Origin of the sequence: Ralstonia sp. GX3-BWBA (assembly GCF_003290055.1) — a bacterium.
Lineage (GTDB): Bacteria > Pseudomonadota > Gammaproteobacteria > Burkholderiales > Burkholderiaceae > Ralstonia > Ralstonia holmesii.
Genome location: NZ_QMKS01000009.1, coordinates 758,720 through 784,969, shown reverse-complemented (window position 1 = coordinate 784,969; position 26,250 = coordinate 758,720). Strand labels below are relative to the sequence as shown.

Below are 26,250 nucleotides of genomic sequence, written 5' to 3'. Positions count from 1 at the left end.
AACGGTACTCAGATTCCGGATTTGATAGTAGGGAAGATGAACATGATGCGAACGATGTGGATCCCGATGTTCCGACGCGCAGCGCAGGCACTGCTGCTGACTGCGGCAAGCGCCGGCGTTGCCCATGCCCAGCTCAACGTGGAGATCTCGGGCGTCGGCGCCAGCCAGTACCCGATCGCGATCGCCAACTTCCAGGGCGAGGCACAGGCCCCACAAAACCTCTCGGCCATCGTCCGGGCAGACCTCGTGCGCAGCGGCCGATTCTCGAACGTCGATGTTGCCGGAGCGGTGGTGCCGGAAAGCCCGGCACCTGACCTGGGTGCCTGGAAAACCAAGGGCGCAGCAGCATTTGTGGGCGGCACCGTGACCCGCAACGGCGATCGCTACGAAATCCGCTTCCGCCTGTACGACACCGCCAAGGGCGAAAGCCTGGGCGGCCTGTCGCTTACGCGCGGTCCTGGCCAACTGCGCCTGGCTGCACACGAAATTGCCGATTACATCTACCAGAAGCTGATTGGCGAGCGCGGTATTTTTGCGACGCGCCTGTCGTACGTGTCCAAGGTTGGCCGCCGCTTCCAACTGCAGATTTCCGACTCGGATGGCGCCAACCCGCAGATTGCGTTGACGAGCAATGAGCCGATCATCTCGCCGTCGTGGTCGCCGGACGGCACCAAGGTCGCGTATGTGTCATTCGAGAGCAAGAAGCCGGTGGTGTACGTGCATGACCTGGTGGCGGGCCGCCGCACGGTCATCTCGAACCAGAAGGGCAACAACTCGGCGCCGGCCTGGTCGCCGGATGGCCGCCACGTGGCGGTGTCGCTCTCGCGCGATGGCAATACACAGGTCTACATGGTCAACGCCGATGGCTCGGGCTTGCGCCGTCTGAGCCGCAGTAGCGCGATCGATACCGAACCGTCGTTCTCGCCGGATGGCCGTTACATCTACTTCACCAGCGACCGCGGCGGCGCGCCGCAGATCTATCGCATGTCGGTTGATGGCGAAGAGTCGGGCGGTGCGCAACGCGTGACATTCAAGGGCAACTACAACACGAGCCCGCGTGTGTCGCCGGACGGCAAGCTGCTGGCGTACATCTCGCGCGTGGGCGGTGCGTTCCGCCTGTACACGCAGGACTTGTCCAACGGCGATGTGAATGCGCTGACGGATACGTCGCACGATGAATCGCCGAGCTTTGCGGCCAACGGCAAGTTCATCCTGTATTCCACGCGCGTTGGCGGCAAATCGGTGTTGGCCGCCGTGTCGACCGATGGCCGTACGCGTCAGGTTCTTTCCCTCCAGGCCGGCGAAGTTCGTGAGCCGGCGTGGGGTCCTTTCATGCAATAACGAAGCTGTTCCACTAGGAGAAATCGGACATGTCGAAGTCCCAAACCATGATCAAACTCGCAGCCATTGCCGCGCTGCTGGCCCTGGGCGCTTGCAGCTCGGGCGTGAAGCTCGATGACACCGCCAAGAACGGTACGGGCGGTGCTGCCGGCACTGGCGCTGATGCCCGCACGGTGACCCCGGTGGACGTGGGCCGTGACGAACTGACCGACCCGAACAGCCCGCTGGCCAAGCGCAGCATCTACTTCGATTTCGACAGCTACTCGGTCAAGTCGGAGTACCAAGGCCTGCTGGGTCAGCACTCGCGTTACCTGCAGTCGCACAACCAGCGCAAGGTCCTGATCCAGGGCAACACCGACGAGCGCGGCACCAGCGAATACAACCTCGCACTGGGTCAGAAGCGTGCCGAGGCCGTGCGTCGCGCCCTGTCGTCGATGGGCGTGCCTGACAGCCAGATGGAAGCCGTGAGCCTGGGTAAGGAAAAGCCGCAAGCGACCGGCCACGACGAAGATTCGTGGGCACAGAACCGCCGCGCCGATATCGTCTATTAATCGGTACGGTTTGAAGTGGAACGCGCCGGCTGCGAGGTTGCGGCCGGCGTTCTTACGTTGGCAATCACATGAATACGATGATGAAACAGCGCGCTTATGGGGCCATGCGTCGGGCCATCCTAATGGCGACGCTCGTCGCGGGTGGCGCCCTCACCATGGCCGGCCCGGCGGCAGCGGGGGTGTTTGACGACGATGAGGCGCGCCGCGCCATCATCGACATGCGCGACAAGTTCAACAACTTCCAGTCGACGGCGGCGCAGCGTATCGATCAGAACAGCAAGAACCTGATCGACGCGCAAAACCAGATTGAAACGCTCAAATCGGAAGTGGCGCGCCTGCGCGGGCAGAACGAAGTGCTGCAGAACAGCGTCGATACGCTGACCAAGCAGCAGAAGGATTACTACTCTGACCTGGATGCGCGCCTGAAGAAGTTCGAGCCGCAGCAAGCGACGGTGGACGGCCGCGAAGGCATGGTCCAGCCGAATGAGAAGCCGGAATACGACACTGCGCTCAAGGCGTTCCAGGGTGGCGACTTCAAGGGCGCGGGCAACCAGTTCTCGGCGTTCGTGAAGAAGTATCCGCAAAGCCCGTATCTGCCGCTGGCGCAGTTCTGGCTGGGCAATGCGCTCTATGCGCAGCGCGACTACAAGGGCTCGAGCTACGTGCTGGAGAACATGGCGCGCAGCAACCCGCAGCATCCGAAGGCGCCCGATGCGCTGCTGCAGGTGGCGACCAACCAGGGCGAGTCGGGCCAGAAGGCCGCTGCACGCAAGACGCTGGAATCGGTGGTCTCGCAGTATCCCGGTACCGAGCAGGCCAAGACCGCGCAAAGCCGTCTGAAGACGATGCGCTGATCGGCAAGCCGCCCGGCATCTGAACAAACGCCCGCCCGTGGCTGCACCGGCGGGCGTTTTTCATAGGGCGCCGAATGGCGGGCATATGCCGCGTCGGGCGCAAGCAGGGCGGCGGCACGCTAAAATGCGGGCCTTCCCGATTTGCTTTGCAAGGCTTCGCCCATGAAAAAACGCGCCATCGTCCTGCTCTCCGGCGGGCTGGACTCTGCCACCGTGCTCGCCATGGCCAATGCCGATGGCTTTGAGACTTACGCGCTGTCGATGCGCTACGGCCAACGCCACTCGTCCGAGTTGGAAGCGGCCAAGAAAGTGGCGGCGACGCTGGGTGCAGTGCGCCATGAAATCGTCGATCTGGACTTGCGCAAGTTCGGTGGTTCCGCATTGACGGACGATGCGCTTGACGTGCCGACCGACGGCGCGCAATCGGGCATCCCGATCACGTATGTGCCGGCGCGCAACACGATCATGCTGTCGCTGGCGCTTGGCTGGGCCGAGGCGGTTGGCGCACGTGACCTATTCTTTGGCGCGAATGCGGTGGACTACTCGGGCTATCCGGATTGCCGTCCCGAATACGTTGCCGCTTATGAAACGCTGGCCAACCTGGCGACGAAGGCCGGCGTGGAAGGCGAGCGCATCCGCGTGAACGCACCCATCATCAACATGACCAAGGCGGAGATCATCCAGGCCGGCGTGCGGCTCGGCGTGGACTACGGCCTGACCGTGTCGTGCTACCAGGCCGACGACGACGGCCGTGCTTGCGGCGTGTGCGATTCGTGCCGGATCCGCAAAGCCGGGTTTGAAGCCGCCGGCGTGCCCGACCCCACCCGCTACGTCTGACGCACCATGCCCGATATCGACCTCAACGCGTTGTCCCACACGGTGCTGTGGGCCACGTTTGCGCTTACGTTTGTGTTTGGCGCGATCCTCCAGCGCACGCACTTCTGCACGATGGGTGCGGTGTCCGACGTCGTCAACATCGGCGACTGGAACCGGTTGCGCATGTGGGCGCTGGCCATCGGCGTGGCCATGATCGGCACGGGGTGCCTAGGCTGGCTTGGCCTGATCGATACGAGCAAGACGATCTACACGGCGAGCAAACTGCTGTGGCTGTCATCGTTGGTAGGCGGGCTGCTGTTCGGCTTCGGCATGGTGCTGGGTTCGGGGTGCGGCAGCAAGACGCTGGTGCGTATCGGCGGCGGCAATCTGAAGTCGGTCGTCGTGTTTGTGTTTCTGGGGCTGGCGGCGTACATGACGCTCAAGGGCGTGTTTGGCGTGGTGCGTGTGGCAACGGTGGACAGCGTGGCCATTACGTTGCCGACGTCGCAGGATCTACCGAGCGTGCTGGGCCACGCGTTCTCCGCCGATGCGCGCATGCTGCGCCTGGTGCTGGCGCTGGTAATTGGTGGTGCGCTATCGCTGTGGGCGCTGCTCGCGCGCGATTTCCGCACCGGTGACAACTTGCTCGGAGGCATCGGCGTCGGGCTCATCATCGTCGGCATGTGGTACGTGTCGGGGCATCTCGGTTACGTACAGGAAGATCCGAACACGCTGCAGGAAGCGTTTGTGGCGACCAACAGCGGCCGCATGGAAGCGCTGAGCTTCGTGGCGCCGGTGTCGTACACGCTGGAGTGGCTGATGTTCTTCAGCGATACGTCGAAGGTGCTGACGGTCGGCATCGTGAGCGTGCTGGGCGTGATTGCGGGCTCGGCGGCGGTGGCACTGGCCACGCGCTCGTTCCGCTGGGAGGGCTTTGCCAATGCCGAGGACACGGGCAACCACATCATTGGCGGCATCCTGATGGGCATTGGCGGCGTGACGGCGCTGGGATGCACGATCGGGCAGGGGCTGTCGGGCGTGTCGACGCTGGCGATCGGCTCGTTCATCGCGCTGGCCGGTATCGTGATCGGCGCGGTGCTGGCGTTCCGCTACCAGATGTGGCGGATGGAGCGTCTGGTTTGATCTGCCAGGCGTTGACAGAATCGCCGATATCTTCCTATAATCGCGGTCTTTGGGGTCTTTAGCTCAGTCGGTAGAGCAGTAGACTTTTAATCTATTGGTCGCGGGTTCGAATCCCGCAGGACCCACCAAAATTCGAAGGGCTGACAGGCAACTGTCGGCCCTTTTTGTTTGGTAATTCCGCGCGACTGCCATCTCCTCGCACTCTGTGCGGTCGCAGCTTCCACATCGATAGCACGCGACGCCTTCCCGATAGCTGCATCCCCTGACCACCGCCGATCACATGGCGGGCGCGTCGCATTCTGTCGTCGCTAGGGATTCTCTCTATAGCGCTCACGACACGCTGCCACCACCATATCTTCTACTGGAACCGGTTCCATACGGAGAAAAGCGCACAAATGGCAGATATCGTGATAGTGGCGAGCGCGTTCGGCGCCGCCCACGTGCTTGAGCAGGGGCATCACGCCTATGTTCCCGTGGCCGCATCGGTCGGTGCCGCCGGCTTCGAGGTGCGGCGTGAATTGTTGCCCGCTGGGCTCGATGGCGCGGTATCGACAGAGCTCCTCGCTGCCTTGGGCCGGTTGATTGCGGCGCATGGTCTCTGGGCGGTCTATTCGACGCCGGCCACGCTGTACACGGACGATGGCGCTCTGGACGCTGTTGCTATCCGCGGCGCGCTGATCGAAGCGCAAACATTGGGCGCGCGCATCGTGAAGTTCCAGCTCGGCGGGTTTGCCGGCGATGCGTCGGCAGAGGTGCTGGCCCAACTGCTGCAAGGCTGGCGCGCGCGGGTGCTGGTTGAGAACGGTCAACAGACGGTGGGCGGCTCGCTGGCGCAGTTCCGAGGTTTGTTCGACGCATTGGAAGTGGCGGGTGTGGCCGACATGCTGGGCATGACGTTCGACGTCGGCAACTGGGAGTGGTCGGGCGAAGCGCCGCTGGCGTGCGCGCGAGCCCTGGCCCCGTATGTGGAATACATCCATTGCAAAAGCGTCGCGGGCGAGGGAGCACGCCGTTTTGCGGTGGCGCCAGCGGACAACGATGCGCGGTTCGCGGCTGTGCTGGCGGCATTGCCGGGCGATGTTCCGCGGGGCATCGAATTTCCGTTCGACGCGGTCGATCTCGCTGTCGATGCGCATCGGCATGTCACGTGGCTCAAGGCCGCCTGACTGTGACTCGACATCAAAGGAACCTACGCATGTCACAGATGTTGGATGTCATCACCTACGGCGAAGCCATGGCGATGTTCGTGGCGACGGCGCCTGGGCCGCTCGCGCAGGCGACGCAGTTCACCAAGCGCATTGCGGGTGCTGATCTGAACGTGGCCGTCGGCTTGAGTCGGCTGGGGTTTCGCGTCGGCTATGTGAGCCGGGTGGGGCAGGATTCGTTTGGCGAATATGTGTTGGAGACGCTGGCGCGCGAACGGATCGATGCCTCATGCGTGGCGGTAGATCGGCAATATCCGACCGGCTTTCAGCTCAAGTCGCGGGCTGACGACGGCAGCGACCCGCGTGTCGAGTACTTCCGCAAGGGGTCGGCCGCCAGCCGGCTCTCCTGTGCCGACTATGTGGCCGACTATGTTCTCAGCGCGCGCCATCTGCATCTGACGGGTGTGGCCCCTGCAATTTCAGCGTCGTCGTGTGAGCTTGCGTTCCACCTCGCGCGCGAGATGCGCGCAGCCGGTGGCTCGATCTCGTTCGATCCGAATCTGCGCCCAACGCTGTGGCCGTCCGCTGCGGAGATGGTGAACACCCTGAACGCGCTGGCGGCGCATTCCGATTGGGTGCTGCCCGGCTTGTCCGAGGGGCAGCAACTGACCGGCTATGACAGCCCGGCCGATATCGCGCGCTTCTATCTCGATCAAGGTGCTCGTGGTGTTGCCATCAAGCTGGGTGCTGCCGGCGCGTACTACCGGACCGCCGACGGCGCAGAAGGCATCGCCGACGGCGTGCGCGTGGAGCGCGTCGTCGACACGGTGGGCGCGGGTGACGGTTTTGCAGTGGGCGTTGTCAGCGCGCTACTCGAAGGGCAGTCACCCGAGTTGGCCGTTGCGCGCGGCAACCGTATTGGCGCGCTGGCGATCCAGGTGATCGGAGATTCCGAAGGCCTGCCGACTCGCGCCGAGCTCGATGTGCTTGAGCGACCGGCTCGCATGATGCGCGCGCCGGAACCTATTTCCAGCGTGTAACGCAGCGCTTCGACTGCCGCCCCTCGTGGGCGACGCAAACCACCAAAGGAGACACGACCATGGCAACGCAACTGGCTGCGCGGCGCTGGTGGATGATCATGCCGATCGTCTTTATTACCTACAGCCTGGCCTACCTCGATCGCGCGAACTATGGCTTCGCGGCGGCGGCCGGCATCAATCACGATCTGGGGATCAGCCAGGGGCTGTCGTCGTTGATTGGCGCGCTGTTCTTCCTCGGCTATTTCTTCTTCCAGATTCCGGGCGCGATCTATGCCGAACGGCGCAGCGTGAAGAAGCTCGTGTTCATCAGCCTGGTGCTGTGGGGCTTGTGCGCGGCGCTCACGGGCGTCGTGAGTGACATTCCCTCGCTTCTGGCGATCCGGTTCGTGCTGGGCGTGGTCGAAGCGGCCGTCATGCCCGCGATGCTCATCTACATCAGCAACTGGTTTACCAAGCAGGAACGATCGCGCGCGAACACGTTCCTGATTCTCGGCAATCCTGTGACCGTGCTCTGGATGTCGGTGGTGTCGGGCTATCTCGTGCGCGAGTTCGGCTGGCGCCATATGTTCATCGCCGAGGGCGTGCCCGCCATCATCTGGGCCGTGTGCTGGTGGTGCCTGGTGCAGGACAAGCCCGCGCAGTCATCGTGGCTGAGCACACAGGAAAAGCGCGACCTGGAACAGGTACTGGCGGCGGAGCAAGCGGCCATCAAGCCGATGCGCAACTATGGCGAGGCTTTCCGCTCGCCTGTCGTCATCAAGCTGTGCGCGCAGTATTTCTGCTGGAGCATTGGCGTCTATGGCTTCGTGCTGTGGCTGCCGTCCATCGTGAAGAACGGCTCGTCGCTCAGCATGGTCGAAACGGGCTGGCTGTCGGCGCTGCCGTATCTGGCTGCCACCATCGCGATGCTCGTGGCGTCGTGGGCGTCCGACAAGGTCGGTTCACGGCGCGGTTTCGTTTGGCCGTTCCTGCTGGTGGGCGCTGCGGCGTTTGCTGCATCGTATGGACTTGGGTCAACGCATTTCTGGATGTCGTATGCGTTGCTCGTCATTGCCGGTGCGGCGATGTATGCGCCATATGGTCCGTTTTTCGCCATTGTGCCGGAGCTGCTGCCGAAGAACGTCGCGGGCGGCGCGATGGCGCTGATCAACAGCATGGGCGCACTCGGTTCGTTTGTCGGCTCGTACTTCGTTGGCTACCTGAACGGTGCCACCGGCTCGCCGCTGGCGTCGTACGCATTCATGAGCGCCGCACTCTTGGCGGCCGTGGTCCTCACGCTCTGCGTCAAGCCGCAACCGCGTGATGCTTACGGGCTCGCCCACCCTGTGCCTGGAAAATGAACTGATGAAACCTCTCGTCATTGCCTATAAGCCATTGCCCGACGATGTCGTCGCCCAGTTGCGCCAGCATGTCGAACTCGTGCAGGTCGACGGTGTTGCGGCGTTGACCGGGTCGCTTGCCAACGCCGAGGGCGCGATCGGTGCAAGCCTGAAGATCACGCCCCAGATGCTCGACCGCGCGCCCCGGCTCAAGGTGTGGTCCACGATCTCTGTCGGCTATGACAATTTCGACGTGCCTGATCTCACGCGTCGTGGCATTGCGCTGGCGCACACACCGGATGTGTTGACCGAGTCGACCGCCGATACCGTGTTTTCGCTGATTCTCGCGTCGGCGCGTCGCGTCGTGGAACTGGCCGAGTGGGTCAGGGCCGGCAACTGGCAGCGCAGCATCGGGCCTGAGCTCTACGGCACGGACGTTCAGGGTAAGACGATCGGCATCGTCGGGCTGGGTCGGATCGGTGCGGCATTGGCGCGCCGCGCAGCGCTGGGTTTCCGGATGCGTGTCCTGTACACGAACCGGAATCCGCATCCCGAAGCCGAAGCGCAGTACGGCGCGCGCCGCGTGACGCTCGACACGTTGCTGGCTGAAGCCGATTTTGTTTGCCTGCAGGTGCCGCTGACGCCCGAAACACAGCACCTGATCGGCGCGGCGGAGCTGGCGAAGATGAAACGCAATGCGATCCTGATCAATGCGTCGCGTGGGCCCGTCGTTGACGAGGCGGCGCTCATCCATGCATTGCGCGACGGCACGATTCGCGGCGCGGGGTTGGACGTGTTCGAGTACGAACCGCTGCCCGCAGACTCGCCGCTGCTGCTGATGAAGAACGTGGTGGCATTGCCCCATATCGGCTCCGCAACGCACGAGACGCGACACGCAATGGCCCGCTGCGCGGCCGACAACCTGGTCAGGGCGCTGGCTGGCACGTTGCGTGAGAACCTCGTCAATCCGCAGGTACTGGAGCGTGTTCGTGCCTCATGAGCGGGGCGCGGGGATTGCGCTATGATCCTCGCACCCTGGCTCCGGCCCCTCGCGCCGACGGACTGTTCTGAAGCGCATCGTGACTGATTTCCCATCCTCCTCCTCGCGCCCTGCGACCATCACCGACGTTGCCCGCGAAGCGGGAACCGGCAAGACCAGCGTGTCCCGCTATCTGAATGGCGAGACACAAGTCCTTTCCGAAGATTTGCGGCAGCGCATCGAAGGCGCCATCCAGCGGTTGAACTACCGGCCCAACCAGATGGCGCGCGGCCTCAAGCGCGGGCGCAATCGCTTGCTCGGCATGCTGGTGGCCGACCTCACCAATCCTTATACGGTCGAAGTGCTGCAAGGCGTGGAGGCGGCCTGCCACGCGCTGGGCTACATGCCGCTCATCTGCCACGCCGCAAACGAGGTCGAGATGGAGCGCCGATTCGTCCAGTTGCTGACGACGTACCGGGTCGAGGGATTGATCGTCAACGCGCTCGGTGCAGAAGAAGCCGTCTTGCGCCCGCTGCGTGGTGGCGGCATTCCTGCCGTGCTGGTGGATCGCACGGTCGAAGGGTTCGACGCCGACTTGGTGGGCCTCGATAACCGCGACGCCGTCAGGTTGGGTGTGCAGCATTTGCTGGATCAAGGTTTCGATTCCATCCAGTTCATCGTGCAGCCGTTTGAGCAGGTCAGTTCCCGGCGTGAGCGCGAACTCGCTTTCCGAGAGACGATGGCAGCGCGAGGCCGGCCAGCGGAGCCGACCGTGGTGCTGGACCCGAACGATCCGGCCTCAGTCGAGTGTGCGCTGGCAGCGATCGATGCACGCATCGAAGCGGTGCACCAGCGGAGCGGAAAACGACTGGCCCTGTTTGTTGCCAACGCGCCGGTTGCGCTGGTCGTTGCGCGGCATCTTCGTACGCAATTTGGTCCAGCCTGGCAGGAGCGGACGGCGCTGCTGTCGATCGACGATCCAGAATGGGCGGAGTTGATCGGCATCACCACGATCCGGCAACCGACGTACGACATCGGTTACAAGGCGGTCGAATTCGTGCATGAGCGCATCGAAGGCGTAAGCGGGGATGCCCGTGTCGTGTTACTCCCGGGTACGCTGGTCGAACGTGCTTCGACAGCGCATTCGGTACAGGCCGCATCATGACGTTGCGCCTGTATCTCGCCGGGCCGGACGTTTTCCGTCCGGAGCCCATCGCGCACGGCGAAGCGCTCAAGGCGCTGTGTGCGGAGTTCGGCTACATCGGCCTGTATCCGCTCGATAACACGATTGCGCCACAGGCCGATGGCCCTGCGACCGCTGCGGAGATCTACCGCCAGAACATCGCGCTGATCGACTCTGCCGACGCCGTGCTTGCCAACGTGGCGGATTTTCGCGGCTACGAACCCGATTCCGGCACGTGCTTCGAAATCGGTTACGCCATCGCCCGTGGCAAAGACGTGTGGTGCTACAACGTACCCGCCGTGCCACTCTTGGGGCAGGTGCCGAACACCAACGGCAACGATGCAGATGGCTGGACCGTGGAAGATTTCGGCCTGCCGCGCAACCTCATGATTGCTTGCAGCTGCCGCCTCGTCGTGGGTGATGTGCGCGCGTGCCTGGAGCGCATGCGCGCGCACTACGCATAGTCGTGCGCTGTATATGCGTATGCGGATGCTTCCTTCGGAGTAGGTGAGGCCGTGGACTCCGCGCCAGGCTGCGCCGGCAAATATCGGCGCACGCTGCATCGCCCGACCATTGAAGGGGATGTGCCGGTGTAGGCGCCACTCTTCTATAGCCCTGCCTCGGCCAGACGGGCATCAATACTCGCCAGCGTCAACGTCTGCGCAAACAGCCGCGTGAGCGATTGGCTCGCGTACTGCGGCACCTCGTCCGCCGTGGTCCAGCGGTACGCATCCATCTCTGGGATGAGTCGGCCGGTGTGATAGCTGTTGAACATCGACGTGCACGTCAGCGTGTCGAGCGCAACTTCCGCGCGGCGCAGGCGCGTGGCGAACAAGTGCAGCTCCTTGTCACGGCGATAGGGAAAACGGCCCAGTTCGATCAGTGCGTGGCTGTCGAGCACAAGGCCGGTTTCCTCGCGTGTCTCGCGCAGCGCGGTGTCACGGTGATTCTCGCCCGGGTCGGGGGCGCCTTTGGGGATGTCCCAGTGGCGCGTTTCGGTGGCGTGGGCGAGGAACACATCGCCGTCTTCATTGAGCAGCACGAGGCCGCAGGATAGGGCGATCGGCATGTTATTTCGCTCCGACGCGTTGTGCGATGCGTGCGCTCAGCAGTTGGTGCTCGCGGCTGAATAACCGGCGATAGGCCAGCAGCACGGCCGCAACCGTCCCCAGTCCTGAAGATGCCGCCAGCAGGAACATGATGACGATCTGGTAGCGCACGGCCTCCAGCGGTGACTGCCCGGCCAGCACCTGGCCCGTCATCATGCCGGGCAGGCTCACCACGCCCACGACGGTCATCTGATTGATGATCGGTGTCATGCCGGCGCGCACGGCCGTGCGGGCGGCATCGCGCGCACCCTCCCAGCGTGTGCCTCCCAGCGCAAGAATTGTCTCCACTTGGTCTCGCGTGGCCGTGAGTTCGCCGGTCATGCGCTCCAGTGCAAGGCCCACGCCGGTGAGCGTGTTTCCCAGAATCATCCCCATGATGGGGATGGCGTATTGCGGCTCATACCACGGCCGCGCATGCAGTACGACCACCAGCCCGATCGCCCCGATCATCCATGTGCTGCCGAAGACCGACAACGTGCCGTCCAGCTGCAGGCCTGCATAGCCGCGCGCGCCCCGGTTGCCGGTGGCGTGTCCGGCAATCAACGTCATGACAGCCACGATGCCCAATACCACCGGCCAATACGCGTGGGCGAAGACCCATTCGAGCACGAAGCCTACCGCCAGCAACTGCACGACGGTGCGCACGGCCGCCCACGCCAGGCGGCGCTCGAGCCCAAGCCCCAGCCCGACGGATAGCGCGCCGTTCACGAGGATCAGCGCCGCCGCAATGCCGACCTGCAAGGCGGAAAGCGAGAGGTCTTGCCCGTTCATCGCGGGGGCTCCGTGTCGAGCTGTCCGGCAACCATGCGCCAATGCTGACCGCTGATGCGTTCCGCTTGCGCCGGGTCGTGCGTCACCCACATCCACGCATGCCGCTCGGGCGCCTGAGCGAACCAATGCTGCAAAAGCGCCTCAACGGCGCGTGCGGAGGCGGGGTCAAGGGCGGCCGTGGGTTCGTCGAGCAGCAGGACGGTCGGCCCTGTCTGCAGCGTGCGGACCAGCGCGGCGATCTGCGCTTCACCGCCGGAAAGATCGATGGCGTTCTTGTCGAGAAAGCTGGCGTCGCGCTGGGCACCCGCAAGCAGGGCGATGGCGGCGTCGCGATCGAATTCGGCGCCGTGTCGCCGCGCATGTAGGCGGTATGGCATCTGCAGATTGTCTTCCACCGTACCGGGCAAGAGCGCAGGGCGCTGGCGCACGTACGCCACGTGACAGCGGTAGGCCGGAACGGCGCGCGGGCCAATCGCCTGGCCGTGCCATGTCACGTGCCCGCCCTCGAGCGGATCGAGCAATGCCAGCGCGCGCAGCAGCACGCTCTTGCCCGCGCCGGATGGCCCGGTCAGCGCAATGCGATCGCCAGCCTGCACAGCAAGCGTGGCGGGTTGCAGCAGCGTGACACCGGTGCGGGCATCGCGGCGTTGGAGATGGGTGGCAGCCAGCATGGTGGGGCGAGTGTGTTGCGTACGGTACGGCATCAATGCGCCGCTTTTATGCATTATGCATATGAGCGGGTGAGGCGGTCCTCCGCCGTAATCCTGAACTCGCCTGCGCAGGCGCAGTGCCATCGCCGCATGGTTACGCCATCCGCGTGCCATGCGGAGTGGCCCTTAGCCCAAACGGAGCAGCCCCAAAGCGTTGGCCGGTGGCCGATGTCGGACGAATCCGACATGCCATTCAGCAACGGGAGGGTCGCCATTTGCGCATGCGAGACATAGGATCGAAGCATCACTAGAAGAAGCGACGGAGGGCGCCATGGAGACCGACAAAGTGCAAGTTGCCCACCCATGGTGGCAGCCGGGAGTTTTTGCATCTGCGCCGGCCATTTTTCTGTGGATCTGCGCGGAGTTGCCTCCCGATATGCTCGGGGCCATCTTCCATGCGGGCACGTCGCCCGATTCCCTTCGGCATGTTGGTGACACGCTGTTTGTAGTTGGCTGGACTGCCAGCGGCGCGTTGATGTGGCATGGCCGGCGGCGCATCGGGCATGAGGCGGACGTGGCAGCGCAACCCGTTCCAGCCCAGGTTGATGCCACGGCGCAGGCGCACGGGCTCGCTGGATTGCGTCAGAACATGGCCCGGCGGTGGGAGCGCATGCGCCATCCGATTCCGCTGCACTGATATTGTGCTGCCACAAACGAGAAAGGCCGGATTGCTCCGGCCTTTTTTGGCGGGCGGGTAGCCCTCTCAGGAGGTGCTGCCCGGGATGATCTCGTTCGCGTCGGCATTAGACGCGGGCGTTGGCGCACTGACCGGCTCGCCTTGTGCATCCTGCCATTTTTTGTAGCCCCACCACGCCGCTCCGGCCACGATCCCCACCTTGCCGAGCTTGCGCGTGATCCGGCCGATGACGGTGCGGCGCAATCCTGCATATGCGAGTGACAGCGCCGTGCCAACCAGCGGATATTCACGGGCAATGCCCAGCGCTCGCATCAGGCCATTGGGGCGCGCCAGCGGGCGGATGAAGCTAGGGAGCAACGCGCCAAGGCCTCCCAGGCTGAACGTACGGCTGGTGGCGCGATGTACATCGTTGCGGGCTTGGGCGTAGTCGTAGCGCTCCAGCGCGGCGCGTGTCAGTAGCAATTCCTTGCGGACGCTTAGCGGCAGTCGCGTTTCGGCACCGCGGCGTGATGGCCGGACATGATGTCGTGCACTCGATGCGGGTTCGTTCATAGACGGGCCGGGCGACGGCGTGTGTTCGGTCGGATCGGTCATCGGCGCAGGATCTCCCGGTCTTTGTCGAGTTCGGCCAGCGTGGCCTCGAACAGTGGCGGTGCGTTACGCAGCAGCGAGCGTACCTTCCACAGGCACGCCGCCGCGCCCAGCGCATACAGCGCGGCCATCACGGCAAGGGACTGCCAGCGATACGTATCCCAGCACAGAATGACCACCAGCGCAGTCAGCGTCATGATGGACAGGCCGATCAGGCTCACGGCCAGCATGCCCAGGAAGGCGGTACCGAGCAGCCGTTCTTTTTCTTCAGCCAGTTCGACGCTCGCCAGCTCGAGCCGCGTCTGCAGCATCGAGACGACCGTGCCGGCCAGTTTCTTCAAGGAAGCGAACAGCTTTGGGCTGGTGTCGTCGGTCATGGGGTGTTGAGAGGGTGCTAGGCCAATGGCGCCACTGCGGACGCAGCACGCGCCATGCCCGGAATGGAGCCGCCAAAATGCAACTGGCCGATGGCGCGATCCACAGGGCGCGCGCCATCGGCCAGAAAGGCTGCTGCGGGTTACTTGCGGTTGAGCAGCAGGCCGATCAGCAGGCCCACGCCGGCCGCCACGCCCACGGCTTGCCACGGATGATCGTGGACGTAGTCATCGGTGGCGCGTGCGGCAGCCTTGCTCTTGTGGACGACCGCGTCTTGCAGGTCCTGCGCCTTTTCCTTGGCTTGGCGGAGCATGCCCATGCCGCGTTCGCGCAGTTCGGCGGCCTTTTCGCCGCTGCTGGAGGCAGCTTGTTTGAGCAGGGTTTCAGCGTCGGACAGTACAGTCTTCACGTCGGTCATCAGTTTCTCCTTATTGACGGAATCGGCCAGGTTGGGGGAAGTGTTCGTCATGGTCGGGTCCTCGGTGTCGGGGGGTGTTCAATCGTCAATATCTTGGCGCGCTTATTCGCTAGCATATGTGTGAGCGCTGCGAAACTTCAAGCGCTCGCGTCGCGCGCACTGCGATGGATCAAGGCTTCGGTCATTGTCCGGCAATGTGCGCGCGCCTTCCACCCTGTTGTCAGCAAATGCCGCGCCTAATGACGAAAAGTGATGTTGTTGTGAATTTATAGTCGTTTTGGTTGGATGGCAATCTGGCTATAGTGGTTCCCAATCTGTGTATGGAGGACACGATGTCTCTACGTTTGGGCGATATCGCCCCTGATTTCGAGCAGGATTCCAGCGAAGGCCGCATCAAGTTTCATGAGTGGCTGGGCAATAGCTGGGGCGTGCTTTTTTCGCACCCGGCCGATTACACGCCGGTCTGCACCACCGAACTGGGCCTGACCGCCAAGCTGAAGGATGAATTTGCCAAGCGCAATGTCAAGGCGATTGCGCTGTCGGTCGATTCGGTCGAGTCGCACAAGGGCTGGATCAACGATATCAATGAGACGCAGAACACCAGCGTCAACTTTCCGATCATTGCCGACCCCGATCGCAAGGTCTCGCAGTTGTACGACATGATTCATCCGAATGCGAGCGAGACCTTTACCGTGCGTTCGCTGTTCGTGATCGATCCGAACAAGAAGATTCGCCTGACGATTACGTATCCGGCCTCGACGGGGCGCAATTTCAATGAAGTGCTGCGCGTGATCGACTCGTTGCAGTTGACCGACAGCCACAGCGTGGCCACACCAGGCAACTGGCAAGACGGCGACGATGTGGTCATCGTGCCGTCGTTGAAGGACGAGGAAGTCTTAAAGCAGAAATTCCCGAAGGGCTACAAGGCGGTGCGGCCGTATCTGCGCCTGACGCCGCAGCCCAACAAGTGACCGTCTCCTTGGTAGTGTGATTGCGGCCCGGCCTAGTGCCGGGCGTTTTTGCGTCGGCATGACAATCTGACTGTGCGGTAACGCGCAGCGCAAAACAAAACCGGCCAGCCCTTTCGGGTCTGGCCGGTTTGTCTTTTGTGAAGACGGTTCAGTGTGCGATCAGATCGCCCAGCCGCCTGCGTAGAAGGCCACCAGCGCACCGGCAATCGCCACGGTGCCGATGTTGAGCTTGCGCCATTCGCCGGCCACCAGGCGGCCGATCACCAGCGTGCTGAAGCCGAGCATGATGCCGGTGACGATGTTGCAGGTCAGCACGATGAACACGGCGCAGACCAGGCCGGACAGCGCGTCAACCATGTCGTCCATGTGCAGTTTGCTCACGCTGGAGAGCATCAGCAGGCCGACATACATCAGCGCCGGGGCCGTTGCGTACGACGGCACCAGGCCGGCCAGCGGCGAAAAGAACATCACCGCCAGGAACATCACGCCGACCACGACAGCCGTCAGGCCCGTCTTGCCGCCTGCTGCCACGCCAACCGTCGACTCGATGTAAGCCGCTGCAGGAGCGCCGCCGAAGAATGCCGAGAAAATCGAGCTGATCGAATCGGCCGTGAGGGCGCGGCCGCCGTTGATGATGTGGCCCTTGTCGTTAAGCAGGCCGGCTTGGCCGGCCACGGCGCGGATCGTGCCGGTGGCATCGAACACAGCGGTCATCACCAGCGCCAGCACGCTCGGCAGCACGGCGGCCGTGAGGGCACCGCGGATATCCATTGCACCGATCAGCGAGGCGTGACCTGCGGCGGCGAGCGAAGGCACAGCGAACACGCCGGTGAACTTCACGGCCGGGTCAAAGATCAGGCCCAGGATCGAGATGGCGATAATCACGATCAGGATGCCGCCCGGCACACGACGACGCTCCATGCCGAAGATGGCGGCCAGACCCAGCACCGACATCATGACCGGGAAGGCGGTGACGTGGCCAAGTGCAACGGGCAGGCCTTCGCCGGCGTTCTTGACCACCAGTCCGACGTCGTTGGAGGCGATCAGCAGCAGGAACAGGCCGATGCCGATGCCTGTGCCATGCGCCACGCCCGAAGGCAGATTGCGCAGGATCCAGGAGCGCACGCCCGTAGCCGAGATGGCGGTGAAGGCCACGCCCATGAGGAATACGGCGCCCAGCGCGATTTCCGGCGTCAGCTTTTGCCCAAGCACCAAGCCAAAGGCCATGAACGCGGTCAGCGAAATTGCGCAGCCGATGGCGATCGGCAGCTTGGCCCACAGGCCCATCAGCAGCGATCCGAAGGCAGTGGTCAGACATACAGCGACGAAGACTGCACTGGTATCAAAGCCGGCCTTGCCCAGCATGCCGGGAACGACAAACACGGCGTAGACCATCGCCATGAAGGTGGTGATGCCAGCCACGACCTCGCGCTTTTGCGTGCTGCCGCGTGCAGAAATCTGGAAATAGCGATCGATGGCACGCGCATCGGCGATGCCAGCGGCGCCAAGTTCCGTCGACGACGGAATGGACTGTTCAGCCATGGTGGGTTTGTCTCCTGGCAGGACTCCGCGCCGGCCGATCTGGGTCGTCCGCGTAAGGTGCCCTGTTCTGGTTTTGATATCGGTACGGGTGCCTGCGTACGCGCGCCGGCATTCTCCAGACCGTTGTCTCGCGATTGGTTTTGTCGCGTGGCGCTGCAATCTGCGTGTGGACTGCGCGCTCGTTCTATCGGTGTGAGGGGCGTGCGGCCCAACAATCCGCCGACACTTGGACCGAAGCATAGACGCGCGCTACCGCCGATTCATGCGGCGTGGCGTATCCCGGTCATTTGCAAATTGGTATATCGCGAGGGAAGGAGAACAACGGTGCCCAGGACGGGCGAGAGATGCAGCCAGGGGTGTGGCGAGTGGCGCACGAGTGTGCGCCAACTCGCCGGAAAAACAAAGCGCAATCAGAAGAAAGCCTGAATGCCGGTCTGTGCGCGGCCCAGGATCAGCGCGTGGATATCGTGTGTGCCTTCGTACGTATTCACCACTTCCAGATTCACCACGTGGCGGATCACGCCAAACTCATCGGAGATGCCGTTACCGCCCAGCATGTCGCGCGCCACGCGGGCGATGTCGAGCGACTTGCCGCACGAGTTGCGCTTCATGATCGAGGTGATTTCCACCGCCGCCGTGCCTTCGTCCTTCATGCGCCCCAGACGCAGGCAGCCTTGCAGGCCGAGCGTGATTTCGGTCTGCATATCGGCCAGCTTTTTCTGCACGAGCTGGTTGGCGGCGAGGGGGCGACCGAACTGCTTGCGGTCCAGCACGTACTGGCGCGCGATGTGCCAGCAAGCTTCTGCAGCGCCCAGGGCGCCCCACGCGATGCCGTAGCGCGCCGAGTTCAGGCACGTGAACGGGCCCTTGAGGCCGCGCACGCCCGGCATCAGGTTTTCTTCCGGCACGAACACTTCGTCCAGCACGATTTCACCGGTGATCGACGTACGCAAGCCAACCTTGCCGTGGATGGCTGGTGCCGTCAGCCCCTTCCAGCCTTTCTCAAGGATGAAGCCGCGGATTTCGTCCTCGCCGTTGTCATTCGGCAGCTTGCCCCACACGACAAAGACATCGGCGATGGGCGAATTGGTGATCCACATCTTGGCGCCCGACAGCGAGTAGCCGCCGTCGACCTTCTTGGCGCGCGTGATCATCGAAGCCGGGTCGGAGCCGTGGTTCGGCTCAGTCAAACCAAAGCAGCCGATCCACTCGCCGGTTGCCAGCTTGGGCAGGTACTTCTGTTTTTGCGCTTCGCTACCGAATTCATAGATCGGCACCATCACCAGCGACGACTGCACGCTCATCATCGAGCGATAGCCCGAATCCACACGTTCGACTTCGCGCGCGATCAGGCCGTAGCTGACGTAGTTCAGGCCCGGGCCACCGTACTGCTCGGGAATCGTCGGGCCTAGCAGGCCCAGCTCGCCCATCTCACGAAAGATCGATGCGTCGGTCTTCTCATGCCGGAACGACTCCAGCACGCGCGGCATCAGCTTGTCCTGGCAGTACGACGCGGCGGCGTCGCGCACCATGCGCTCGTCGTCGGTCAGTTGTTGGTCGAGCAGCAGCGGGTCGGCCCAATTGAAGGCGTTGCGAGCAGTCACAGCGGTAGTCTCCGAGTCTTTGTTGTTCCGTTATACGGAACACAGTTTCGAAATTTAGAGCTATCATAGCGCAAGCACCGACAATTTCCAGGGCTTTTTTGCCATGAGCACAACCCGTCTCCCTGATCCCGAATTCGATACGGCGCCCGCCGAGTCGAGCGATCCGAATTTCGTTACGGCACTGGCGCGCGGGCTGGAGTTGCTGCGCGCATTCCGCCCGGGTGACACGCTGCTCGGCAACCAGGAATTCGTGCGGCGCACCGGCTTTCCCAAAGCCACGGTGAGCCGGCTGGCCGGCACGCTGGTGTCGCTTGGCTACCTGCGTTACGACGATGCGCTCGGCAAATACGGACTCGACGCCGGTGTGCTCGCGCTTGGTTTTGCTTACCTCGCATCGAGCGACGTAATCCAGCTTGCGCGGCCGCACATGAGCGCGTTTGCGCAGCGCTTTGGCGTATCGATCTCGCTAGGCAAGCGAGATCGGCTGGACATGGTGTATCTGGAAACGATCCGTCATGACAGCCCTTCGATGAGCGGGTCGTCCGGGCTGGGCGTAGGCTCGCGGCTGTCGCTGCTGTCGAGTTCGATGGGGCGGGCGTATCTGGCTTCGTTGGCTGCAGCGCGGCGTGAGCGCCTGTACGAAGCACTGCGCACGCAGCAGCCGGCGCAGTGGGCGGCAGAAGGTGCCGCCGCAGATGACGCAGTGAAAGCCGGCATACGCAATGGGTATGCCGTATCGCTGCGCGACTGGCATCCAGCCATCCACGCGTGTGCGGTGGCGTTCTTCGCGCCGAGCCAGCGCGAGCCTTACGTGGTGAGCTGCAGCGCGCCTTACACGGCCGCCGACGCGGAACGCATTCGCGACGAGCTGGCCCCCGCGCTGCGCGAGTTCGCGGCAAGGCTCGGCCAAGTGGTCGAGCCAGCCTGAGCCGCGTCGATCAAAGGTCCGTGCGCAGCTTCCAAAGCTCCGGAAACAACACGACATCCAGCATCTTCCGCAGGTAGCCGACACCCTCGGTGCCGCCCGTGCCGCGCTTGAAGCCAATCACGCGCTCCACCGTAGTCACATGCCGGAAGCGCCATTGCCGGAACGCGTCTTCCAAATCGACGAACTTCTCGGCCAGTTCGTACAGCTCCCAATGGTGCGTCGGGTCGCGATAGACCTCCAGCCACGCCGCTTCCACCGAAGCGTTGTAGGTGACCGGGCGCGACCAGTCACGCTCGACGCAATCCGCGTCGAACGCAAAGCCGTGGCGCGCCATGTAACGCACGGCTTCGTCATACAGCGACGGCGTTTCCAATGCAGTCTTGACCTGTTCGTAATGCTCGGTGCGGTGCGCATGTGGCTTGAGCATCGCCGCGTTCTTGTTGCCGAGAATGAACTCGATCTCGCGGTACTGATACGACTGGAAGCCCGACGATTGCCCCAGGTGCGGACGCATGGCCGAGTATTCCGGCGGCGTCATCGTGGCGAGCACGTTCCACGCCTGCACCAGCTGATCCATGATGCGCGACACGCGCGCCAGCATCTTGAAGGCGGGCGGCAGGTTGTCATTGCGCACGCAATCCCGCGCGGCGCGCAGCTCGTGCAGCATCAGCTTCATCCACAGCTCGGTGGTCTGATGCTGGACGATGAACAGCATCTCGTTGTGATCTGGTGAGCGCGGGTGTTGCGCGTTCAGGATCTGGTCGAGCGCGAGGTAGTCGCCGTAGCTCATCGATTTCGAGAAATCGAGCTGTGCGTCGTGCCAGCCTTCGCCCGGGGCGGCATGCATTGGGCAGCCCGATGCTGCAGGTTGATTTGGGTTCGACATCTCAGGTCACCAGCGTACGTTCGTTGAATTGGGCCGATTGCCATGCGCCGGTCTCCAGCACATCGCGCAGCACCTCCACGGCATCCCACACATCGGCAAAGCTCGTGTACAGCGGCGTGAAACCGAAACGCATGATGCGCGGCTCGCGGTAGTCGCCGATCACGCCTCGCTCGATCAGTGCCTGCACCACGGCATAGCCGTTGGGGTGTTCGTAGCTGACGTGGCTGCCGCGCACGGCGTGCTCACGCGGCGTGACGAGCGTGAGCGGGAAGCCCGCGCAGCGTGTTTCGACCAGCGTGATGAAGAGGTCAGTCAGCGCAAGCGATTTGGCGCGCAGCGCGGCCATCGACGTCTGCGCGAAGATGTCGAGCCCGCATTCCACCATCGCCATCGAGGTGATCGGCTGCGTGCCGCACAGGAAGCGGCCGATGCCGGCGTCGGCTGTGTAGCGCGACTCCATCGCGAAGGGCCGTGCATGGCCCCACCAGCCCGACAGCGGCTGCCAGAAGCGCTCGCGCAGTGCCGGTGCTACCCACACGAAGGCCGGCGAGCCTGGGCCGCCGTTCAGATACTTGTAGGTACAGCCGATGGCGTAATCCGCGCCGCCAGCGTGCAGGTCCACGGGCACCGCGCCGGCCGAATGCGCGAGATCCCAGATGGCCAGGGCGCCGTGCTGGTGCGCCAGTGCAGAGACGGCCGCCATGTCGTACATGTGCCCGCTCTTGTAGTTGACGTGCGTGAGCATGGTGACGGCGACGTCGTCGCCCAGCGCGCCTTCCAGCTCTTCCGGCGAATCGATCAGTCGCAGCTTGTAGCCGTCGCGCAGCATATCGGCCAGTCCTTCCGCGATGTACAGATCGGTCGGGAAGTTGTGCGTTTCCGAAACGATGATCTTGCGGTCTGGCGCGTCTTCGCGCTGCACGCGAATCGCCGCGGCAAGCACCTTGAATAGGTTGATCGACGTGGTGTCGGTGACGACGACTTCATCTTCGCGCGCACCAATCAGCGGTGCCAGTTTGTTGCCGAGGCGGCGCGGCAGTTCAAACCAGCCGGCTTGGTTCCAGCTGCGGATGAGACCGTCGCCCCATTCGCTGGCGACGACTTCCTGCGCGCGAGCGAGAGCAGCTTTCGGGCGTGCGCCGAGCGAGTTGCCATCCAGATAGATCACGCCTTCGGGCAGTGCAAAGGCGTCGCGCAGCGAGCCGATGGGATCGGCCGCGTCGCGTTCGAGGCAGGAGTTGCGGGTGATTGTCATGTGAATGCGGGGCGAAGTGATTGGTGTTCTGTCGTGGTATCGATCAGGGCAGGCTGCGGAGCACGGCGCGCACCGGGCTTGCATCGAGGGTGGCGAACTTGAGGGGCAGGGCGATCAGTTCGTAATCGCCGGCGGGCACGTCGTCGAGCACGAGTCCTTCGAGGATGGCGAGGCCGTGCTTGCCGACGGCGTGGTGCGCGTCCATGGTCTTGGAGGTTTGCGGATCAAGCGAGGCGGTGTCGACGCCGATGAGCTTCATGCCGTGGGCAGCCAGCAGCGCGATGGTCTCGGGCGCAACGGCGGCAAAGTGGTCGTCCCACGCGTTCTGCGGCATGTGTGCGTACGTGCGCAGCAGCACGCGCGGCGGTGCGCCAGTCAGCGCTTCACGCACGTGTTCCGGCTCAACGCGCGCTACGCCCACGCAGTGGATGACGCGGCATGGGCCAAGGTAAGCGTCCAGCGGCACCTGCCCGATGGCAGCGCCGTCGGCGCGGTAGTGGAGCGGAGCATCGGCATGCGCGCCCGTATGCGGCGAGAGCGTGATGCGCCCGACGTTGACCGGGCAGTCGCCTTCCAACTTCCACGCAATTTCCTGCGAAAACGGCGTGTCGCCGGGCCACGTGGGCGTGGCGGGCGAAAGGGCGGGGCTGATGTCCCACAAAGTGCGTTCCAAGGCGGCTCCAGGGCGGAAAATTCGTTGAATCCGTGCCGAAATGATAGGGAAAAGCACGCGCAATGGGTGTGCATAATCGTGCGTGCTATTTCAATGAATTCGCATAAAATTCAACATATCAAAGAAATCACGCAAAGAACGACGACAGATGCAACTCGATACCACCGATCTGCGCATTCTGCAGGTATTGCAGGAAGACGGCCGCATCAGCAATCAGGACCTGGCTGAGCGCGTGGCGTTGTCGCCATCAGCTTGCCTGCGGCGGGTGCGGATGCTGGAAGAGGGCGGAGCCATCACCGGTTATCGGGCGCAACTGGGTCGCGCGGCACTGGGGCTGGAACTGGAAGCCATCGTGCAGGTGTCGATGCGCCAGGACGTGACGGGTTGGCACGAGACGTTCATGGCCGCCGTGCAGAGTTGGCCCGAGATCGTGGCCGCTTACATCATCACCGGGGATTGCAACTACATCCTGCGCGTGCAGGCGCCCAACCTGCAGCACTACTCGGAGTTCATCATCGAGCGGCTGTACAAGACGCCCGGCGTGATGGACATCCGCTCGAATATCGTCCTGCGTACCATCAAGGACCGCGATGGCGGCTTGGCGCTGCTGATGGAAGCGCGTGGCGTGCGCCCGCTGGAGGGCGGGGCGGCGGGCAAGCGCGGGAAGGCAAAGTAGAAGCTAGCGCTGGAGTTTCTGACGAGAATCAATCCCCTACTGCAAGCATGCGCGGATAGTGGCCCTGTGTTGTCGACCGGAGCGGGCCATGGCCAAGAAGTTTCCGCTGCATCCTGTGCATCCTGAGCGCATCTGCTGGGGCTGCGACAAGTATTGCTCCACCGACGCCCTGGGCTGCGGCAACGGCTCGGGCCGCACGCAGCACCCCGCTGAACTGCTGGGCGACGACTGGTACGAATTCGGGGATTGGGGCATCGACGCGGAAGCGCCGCAGAAGGCAGCGACTTCTACGTGATGTGGCCGGAGGATCAGTCGCCGATGTGCGTGAGCGACGAAAACGCGCCGCGATGGAACACCAGCGGTGCGCCGTCCGCGTCGATCACGCCGCAGCGCTCGACTTCACCCACGAAGATGACGTGGTCTCCTTCGTCATATCGGCTGCGGTTATGGCACTCGAACCACGCCAGCGATTGCGCGAGGATCGGCAAGCCGGTTGGGCTCAGGCGATAGTCGATGTTGGCAAAGCGGTCGCCTTTGAGCGTGGCGAAGCGCTTGCACAGGTCCAACTGCTCGGCCGCCAGGATATTGATGACGTAGTGCGAGCCGGCGTGGAACAGCGGAAATGAATTGGCCTGCGTGCCCAGGCTCCACAGCACCAGCGGCGGATCCAGCGACACCGAATTGAACGAGCTGGCCGTCACCCCAACGAACGCCGGCGTACCCGGCCGGCCTTCAGAGCGCGTGGTAACCACCGTCACCCCAGTCGCAAACTGGGACAGTGCATGCCGGAAGTGCGCGGCGTCAAAATCGGGCGGGGTGGCGCGGCCATGTGGGCGTCGATGTGACGACGCCTCGCGCGCGGAAGATTCCGGGGCGCGCGCATCCATGGGAATGGCTCCGTGTTGGTCCATGAAAACTACCGAAAGTAATACTCAATTGTAACGGACGCCCGATAGGCCGCATCGGGGTAGGGCTTTGCGTGGTCCTGCGATCACATGAGGGTGCCTGTGTCAGGATGAGGGTCTTCGACCGACCAATGGCAGCCTAATCAACCGCAGGAGAATTCGAATGACTGAACAACGCGCCCTTGAAACCGCCGTTCTGGGCGGCGGCTGCTTCTGGTGCCTGGAAGCCGTGTTCCAGCAGGTGCAAGGCGTGCAAAACGTGGTGTCCGGCTATGCCGGTGGCCATGTCGATCGTCCGAGTTACCGTGCCGTATGCAATGGCAACACCGGCCATGCTGAAGTGGTGGCCGTGAAGTTCGACCCGGCCGTGATCCCGTATCGCGAGATTCTCGACATCTTCTTCGCCATTCACGACCCGACCACCGTGGATCGCCAAGGCAACGATGTCGGCCCGCAATACCGTTCGGCTATCTTTGCGCAAACGCCCGAGCAATTGGCGACGGCACGCACGGCCATTGCCGAACTGGGCGCCAGCGATATCTTTGAAGCGCCCATCGTGACGGAACTGGTGGATGCCGCTGACGGCAAGGTGACCTTCTGGCGCGCGGAAGACGAGCACCAGAACTACTTCCGCGACCACCCGGCACAAGGCTACTGTGCGTTCGTGATCTCGCCCAAGGTGGCGAAGTTCCGCAAGCAGTTCGCGCACCGCTTGCAGGGTTAGGAGATGGCGCCGAGGCTACGCTGCGTCCGCCGGCAGGCGCGCGGCAATGGCCTCGGCCAGCTTGATGCACGACAACGGGGACGATCCTTCCGCCTTGTTGCTGACCAGGATCGTCACCTTGCGCCCGGCCGCCAGCGCGCCGACTGCCATGTCAGCCAGCGTCTCGCGCGAGAGCGGGTCTTCATCGACGAGCTTGTTGAACGGTTTGTACGCCGCTTCGGCTTGCGCGTAGCGATAGCGGCTGTTCAGGTTCCAGCGCACCACCAGCGGGCCGCCCGCGCCCTCATCCAGCAGCGCAACGGCGGCGGCTTGCCGGTCCACCGCCGGCATCCGCTCATGCAGGCCGACGCAATAACGCACGCCTGCCGCGCGCAGCATCTTGATCAAGCGTGGCGTGAGCAGCGTGGCATCGCGCAATTCCACCGCGTAGACGGCATCGGGATTGAGTTGCGGATCGAGCGGCGGTAGGGCGGTCAGGAACGCCTCAAGCCGCTCTACAAAGCCGGTGGCATCTTCGGCCAGCGCGCCCAGCGGCGAGAGCTGAAACACCAGCGGCCCGCATCGCGTCCCGAGCCCGCGGGTGGCTGGCTCAACAAAATCGCGGATCGCAAATTCAGCATTCAGGAAGGCGGGATTGGCCATGCGCCCGCGCCCGTCCGATTCCCGAATCCACGCATCGCATACGGCAGAGGTGGCTTTGACGGCAAAGCGGAAATCTTCCGGCACGCTGGCCGCGTAAGCGACGTAGTCCGCCAAGGGGATCGGCGAATAGAAACCGCGATCGATGCTGACCGTGCGCAGCAACGGATGCTGGGCATAAGCCGCCAGGCCCTTGCGTGCGAGCATCGAATCGGAATACTCGCCCGCATACACCAGCCCGTCCCACCCCGGATACGACCACGACGACGTGCCAATGCGCAGGCCGCGCGGCAAGCGTTGCGCGAGCTCGGCCACTTCGGGTGCGACCGCTGCGGGCAGAACGCCTTGGCGGGTGGGGGAACGTTTGGTTTTCGGGGCGGACTTGCCGGGTTCGGCGGCCGCGCCGTCGCTGGGTATGGGCGGCGCGCCGAACAGATCGTCGATGGGGGAACTGGCAGTCAAATG

Annotated in this window: 29 protein-coding genes, 1 tRNA gene and 1 pseudogene; 18 read left to right on the top strand and 13 right to left on the bottom strand. The window is 63.6% G+C overall.

Annotated elements, in window-relative coordinates:
- Nucleotides 1-36: 36 nt before the first annotated feature.
- The 12 genes from tolB (at nt 37) to DOD19_RS11215 (ending at nt 10,835) form a co-directional block, all read left to right on the top strand.
- On the top strand, nt 37-1,341 hold the full coding sequence (gene tolB, locus DOD19_RS11270; protein WP_024976357.1) for a Tol-Pal system beta propeller repeat protein TolB: 1,305 nt from the start codon (nt 37-39) through the stop codon (nt 1,339-1,341).
- 29 nt (nt 1,342-1,370) lie between these two features.
- Nucleotides 1,371-1,892, top strand: a complete 522-nt coding sequence (gene pal, locus DOD19_RS11265; protein WP_004629508.1) for a peptidoglycan-associated lipoprotein Pal — start codon at nt 1,371-1,373, stop codon at nt 1,890-1,892.
- Between the two features lie 68 nt (nt 1,893-1,960).
- Complete coding sequence (gene ybgF / locus DOD19_RS11260; RefSeq protein ID WP_024976356.1) at nt 1,961-2,746, top strand: tol-pal system protein YbgF; 786 nt, start codon at nt 1,961-1,963, stop codon at nt 2,744-2,746.
- Nucleotides 2,747-2,908: 162 nt separating this feature from the next.
- Nucleotides 2,909-3,583 (top strand): 7-cyano-7-deazaguanine synthase QueC, encoded by a 675-nt coding sequence (gene queC, locus DOD19_RS11255; protein ID WP_112185529.1) that lies wholly within the window; start codon nt 2,909-2,911, stop codon nt 3,581-3,583.
- Nucleotides 3,584-3,589: 6 nt separating this feature from the next.
- Nucleotides 3,590-4,705 (top strand): YeeE/YedE family protein, encoded by a 1,116-nt coding sequence (locus tag DOD19_RS11250; RefSeq protein ID WP_112185527.1) that lies wholly within the window; start codon nt 3,590-3,592, stop codon nt 4,703-4,705.
- Between the two features lie 52 nt (nt 4,706-4,757).
- Nucleotides 4,758-4,833 (top strand) — tRNA-Lys (locus DOD19_RS11245).
- A gap of 267 nt (nt 4,834-5,100) precedes the next feature.
- On the top strand, nt 5,101-5,871 hold the full coding sequence (locus tag DOD19_RS11240; RefSeq protein WP_024976353.1) for a TIM barrel protein: 771 nt from the start codon (nt 5,101-5,103) through the stop codon (nt 5,869-5,871).
- 29 nt (nt 5,872-5,900) lie between these two features.
- Entirely contained in the window at nt 5,901-6,890 is a 990-nt protein-coding gene (locus tag DOD19_RS11235; protein ID WP_024976352.1) for a sugar kinase, read from the top strand.
- A gap of 59 nt (nt 6,891-6,949) precedes the next feature.
- Nucleotides 6,950-8,230 carry an MFS transporter gene (locus DOD19_RS11230; protein ID WP_112185525.1) on the top strand — a complete coding sequence of 427 codons (1,281 nt, stop codon included), beginning with the start codon at nt 6,950-6,952 and terminating at the stop codon, nt 8,228-8,230.
- Between the two features lie 4 nt (nt 8,231-8,234).
- A complete protein-coding gene (locus DOD19_RS11225; protein WP_112185523.1) occupies nt 8,235-9,209 on the top strand; it encodes an NAD(P)-dependent oxidoreductase in 975 nt (324 codons plus the stop codon).
- A gap of 79 nt (nt 9,210-9,288) precedes the next feature.
- Nucleotides 9,289-10,353: a LacI family DNA-binding transcriptional regulator gene (locus DOD19_RS11220; protein ID WP_112185521.1), complete on the top strand. Its 1,065-nt coding sequence runs from the start codon at nt 9,289-9,291 to the stop codon at nt 10,351-10,353.
- Complete coding sequence (locus DOD19_RS11215) at nt 10,350-10,835, top strand: nucleoside 2-deoxyribosyltransferase (RefSeq protein ID WP_112185519.1); 486 nt, start codon at nt 10,350-10,352, stop codon at nt 10,833-10,835. Before DOD19_RS11220 ends, DOD19_RS11215 begins: the two co-directional genes overlap by 4 nt.
- Before the next feature lie 143 nt (nt 10,836-10,978).
- On the opposite strand, the gene DOD19_RS11210 is transcribed toward DOD19_RS11215, so the two are convergent.
- The 3 genes from DOD19_RS11210 to DOD19_RS11200 are packed head-to-tail and all read right to left on the bottom strand — an operon-like array spanning nt 10,979 to nt 12,922.
- Entirely contained in the window at nt 10,979-11,440 is a 462-nt protein-coding gene (locus DOD19_RS11210; protein WP_112185518.1) for an NUDIX hydrolase, read from the bottom strand.
- Nucleotide 11,441: 1 nt separating this feature from the next.
- Nucleotides 11,442-12,251 carry an iron export ABC transporter permease subunit FetB gene (gene fetB / locus DOD19_RS11205; protein ID WP_112185516.1) on the bottom strand — a complete coding sequence of 270 codons (810 nt, stop codon included), beginning with the start codon at nt 12,249-12,251 and terminating at the stop codon, nt 11,442-11,444.
- Nucleotides 12,248-12,922 carry an ATP-binding cassette domain-containing protein gene (locus DOD19_RS11200; protein ID WP_112186017.1) on the bottom strand — a complete coding sequence of 225 codons (675 nt, stop codon included), beginning with the start codon at nt 12,920-12,922 and terminating at the stop codon, nt 12,248-12,250. Before DOD19_RS11200 ends, fetB begins: the two co-directional genes overlap by 4 nt.
- Nucleotides 12,923-13,232: 310 nt before the next feature.
- Between DOD19_RS11200 and DOD19_RS11195 the strand changes: the two genes are divergently transcribed.
- On the top strand, nt 13,233-13,598 hold the full coding sequence (locus DOD19_RS11195) for a hypothetical protein (protein ID WP_024976344.1): 366 nt from the start codon (nt 13,233-13,235) through the stop codon (nt 13,596-13,598).
- A gap of 66 nt (nt 13,599-13,664) precedes the next feature.
- On the opposite strand, the gene DOD19_RS11190 is transcribed toward DOD19_RS11195, so the two are convergent.
- From DOD19_RS11190 to DOD19_RS11180, 3 genes are all read right to left on the bottom strand, one after another.
- Complete coding sequence (locus DOD19_RS11190; RefSeq protein WP_024976343.1) at nt 13,665-14,192, bottom strand: DUF3318 domain-containing protein; 528 nt, start codon at nt 14,190-14,192, stop codon at nt 13,665-13,667.
- On the bottom strand, nt 14,189-14,566 hold the full coding sequence (locus DOD19_RS11185; RefSeq protein ID WP_024976342.1) for a phage holin family protein: 378 nt from the start codon (nt 14,564-14,566) through the stop codon (nt 14,189-14,191). Before DOD19_RS11185 ends, DOD19_RS11190 begins: the two co-directional genes overlap by 4 nt.
- A gap of 140 nt (nt 14,567-14,706) precedes the next feature.
- Nucleotides 14,707-15,033 (bottom strand): DUF883 family protein, encoded by a 327-nt coding sequence (locus tag DOD19_RS11180; RefSeq protein ID WP_009238780.1) that lies wholly within the window; start codon nt 15,031-15,033, stop codon nt 14,707-14,709.
- Between the two features lie 281 nt (nt 15,034-15,314).
- On the opposite strand from DOD19_RS11180, the gene DOD19_RS11175 reads away from it, so the two are divergent.
- Nucleotides 15,315-15,953, top strand: a complete 639-nt coding sequence (locus DOD19_RS11175; protein ID WP_024976341.1) for a peroxiredoxin — start codon at nt 15,315-15,317, stop codon at nt 15,951-15,953.
- Between the two features lie 159 nt (nt 15,954-16,112).
- Here the strand turns inward: DOD19_RS11175 and DOD19_RS11170 are convergent.
- Together DOD19_RS11170 and DOD19_RS11165 are read right to left on the bottom strand one after the other, a co-directional pair.
- Nucleotides 16,113-17,432: pseudogene (locus tag DOD19_RS11170) on the bottom strand (NCS2 family permease); the annotation flags it as partial.
- A gap of 473 nt (nt 17,433-17,905) precedes the next feature.
- Nucleotides 17,906-19,099 (bottom strand): acyl-CoA dehydrogenase, encoded by a 1,194-nt coding sequence (locus tag DOD19_RS11165; RefSeq protein ID WP_045204570.1) that lies wholly within the window; start codon nt 19,097-19,099, stop codon nt 17,906-17,908.
- A gap of 103 nt (nt 19,100-19,202) precedes the next feature.
- Here DOD19_RS11165 and DOD19_RS11160 point away from each other — a divergent pair, with 103 nt between their 5' ends.
- Complete coding sequence (locus tag DOD19_RS11160) at nt 19,203-20,027, top strand: IclR family transcriptional regulator (RefSeq protein ID WP_112185514.1); 825 nt, start codon at nt 19,203-19,205, stop codon at nt 20,025-20,027.
- Between the two features lie 10 nt (nt 20,028-20,037).
- On the opposite strand, the gene kynA is transcribed toward DOD19_RS11160, so the two are convergent.
- The 3 genes from kynA to kynB are packed head-to-tail and all read right to left on the bottom strand — an operon-like array spanning nt 20,038 to nt 22,841.
- Complete coding sequence (gene kynA, locus DOD19_RS11155) at nt 20,038-20,913, bottom strand: tryptophan 2,3-dioxygenase (protein ID WP_024976337.1); 876 nt, start codon at nt 20,911-20,913, stop codon at nt 20,038-20,040.
- Nucleotide 20,914: 1 nt separating this feature from the next.
- Nucleotides 20,915-22,168 carry a kynureninase gene (gene kynU, locus DOD19_RS11150; protein ID WP_112185512.1) on the bottom strand — a complete coding sequence of 418 codons (1,254 nt, stop codon included), beginning with the start codon at nt 22,166-22,168 and terminating at the stop codon, nt 20,915-20,917.
- Between the two features lie 43 nt (nt 22,169-22,211).
- Entirely contained in the window at nt 22,212-22,841 is a 630-nt protein-coding gene (gene kynB / locus DOD19_RS11145; RefSeq protein WP_024976335.1) for an arylformamidase, read from the bottom strand.
- 148 nt (nt 22,842-22,989) lie between these two features.
- Here kynB and DOD19_RS11140 point away from each other — a divergent pair, with 148 nt between their 5' ends.
- Complete coding sequence (locus DOD19_RS11140) at nt 22,990-23,517, top strand: Lrp/AsnC family transcriptional regulator (protein ID WP_112185510.1); 528 nt, start codon at nt 22,990-22,992, stop codon at nt 23,515-23,517.
- Between the two features lie 88 nt (nt 23,518-23,605).
- Nucleotides 23,606-23,812, top strand: a complete 207-nt coding sequence (locus DOD19_RS11135; protein ID WP_112185508.1) for a DUF3079 domain-containing protein — start codon at nt 23,606-23,608, stop codon at nt 23,810-23,812.
- A 13-nt stretch (nt 23,813-23,825) separates the two neighbouring features.
- Here DOD19_RS11135 and DOD19_RS11130 read toward each other — a convergent pair whose 3' ends face one another.
- Complete coding sequence (locus DOD19_RS11130; protein WP_024976332.1) at nt 23,826-24,404, bottom strand: flavin reductase family protein; 579 nt, start codon at nt 24,402-24,404, stop codon at nt 23,826-23,828.
- Nucleotides 24,405-24,585: 181 nt separating this feature from the next.
- Here DOD19_RS11130 and msrA point away from each other — a divergent pair, with 181 nt between their 5' ends.
- Nucleotides 24,586-25,146: a peptide-methionine (S)-S-oxide reductase MsrA gene (msrA, locus tag DOD19_RS11125; RefSeq protein ID WP_102064738.1), complete on the top strand. Its 561-nt coding sequence runs from the start codon at nt 24,586-24,588 to the stop codon at nt 25,144-25,146.
- Between the two features lie 15 nt (nt 25,147-25,161).
- Here msrA and DOD19_RS11120 read toward each other — a convergent pair whose 3' ends face one another.
- Nucleotides 25,162-26,247: a DUF72 domain-containing protein gene (locus tag DOD19_RS11120; protein WP_112185506.1), complete on the bottom strand. Its 1,086-nt coding sequence runs from the start codon at nt 26,245-26,247 to the stop codon at nt 25,162-25,164.
- Between the last annotated feature and the right edge of the window lie 3 nt (nt 26,248-26,250).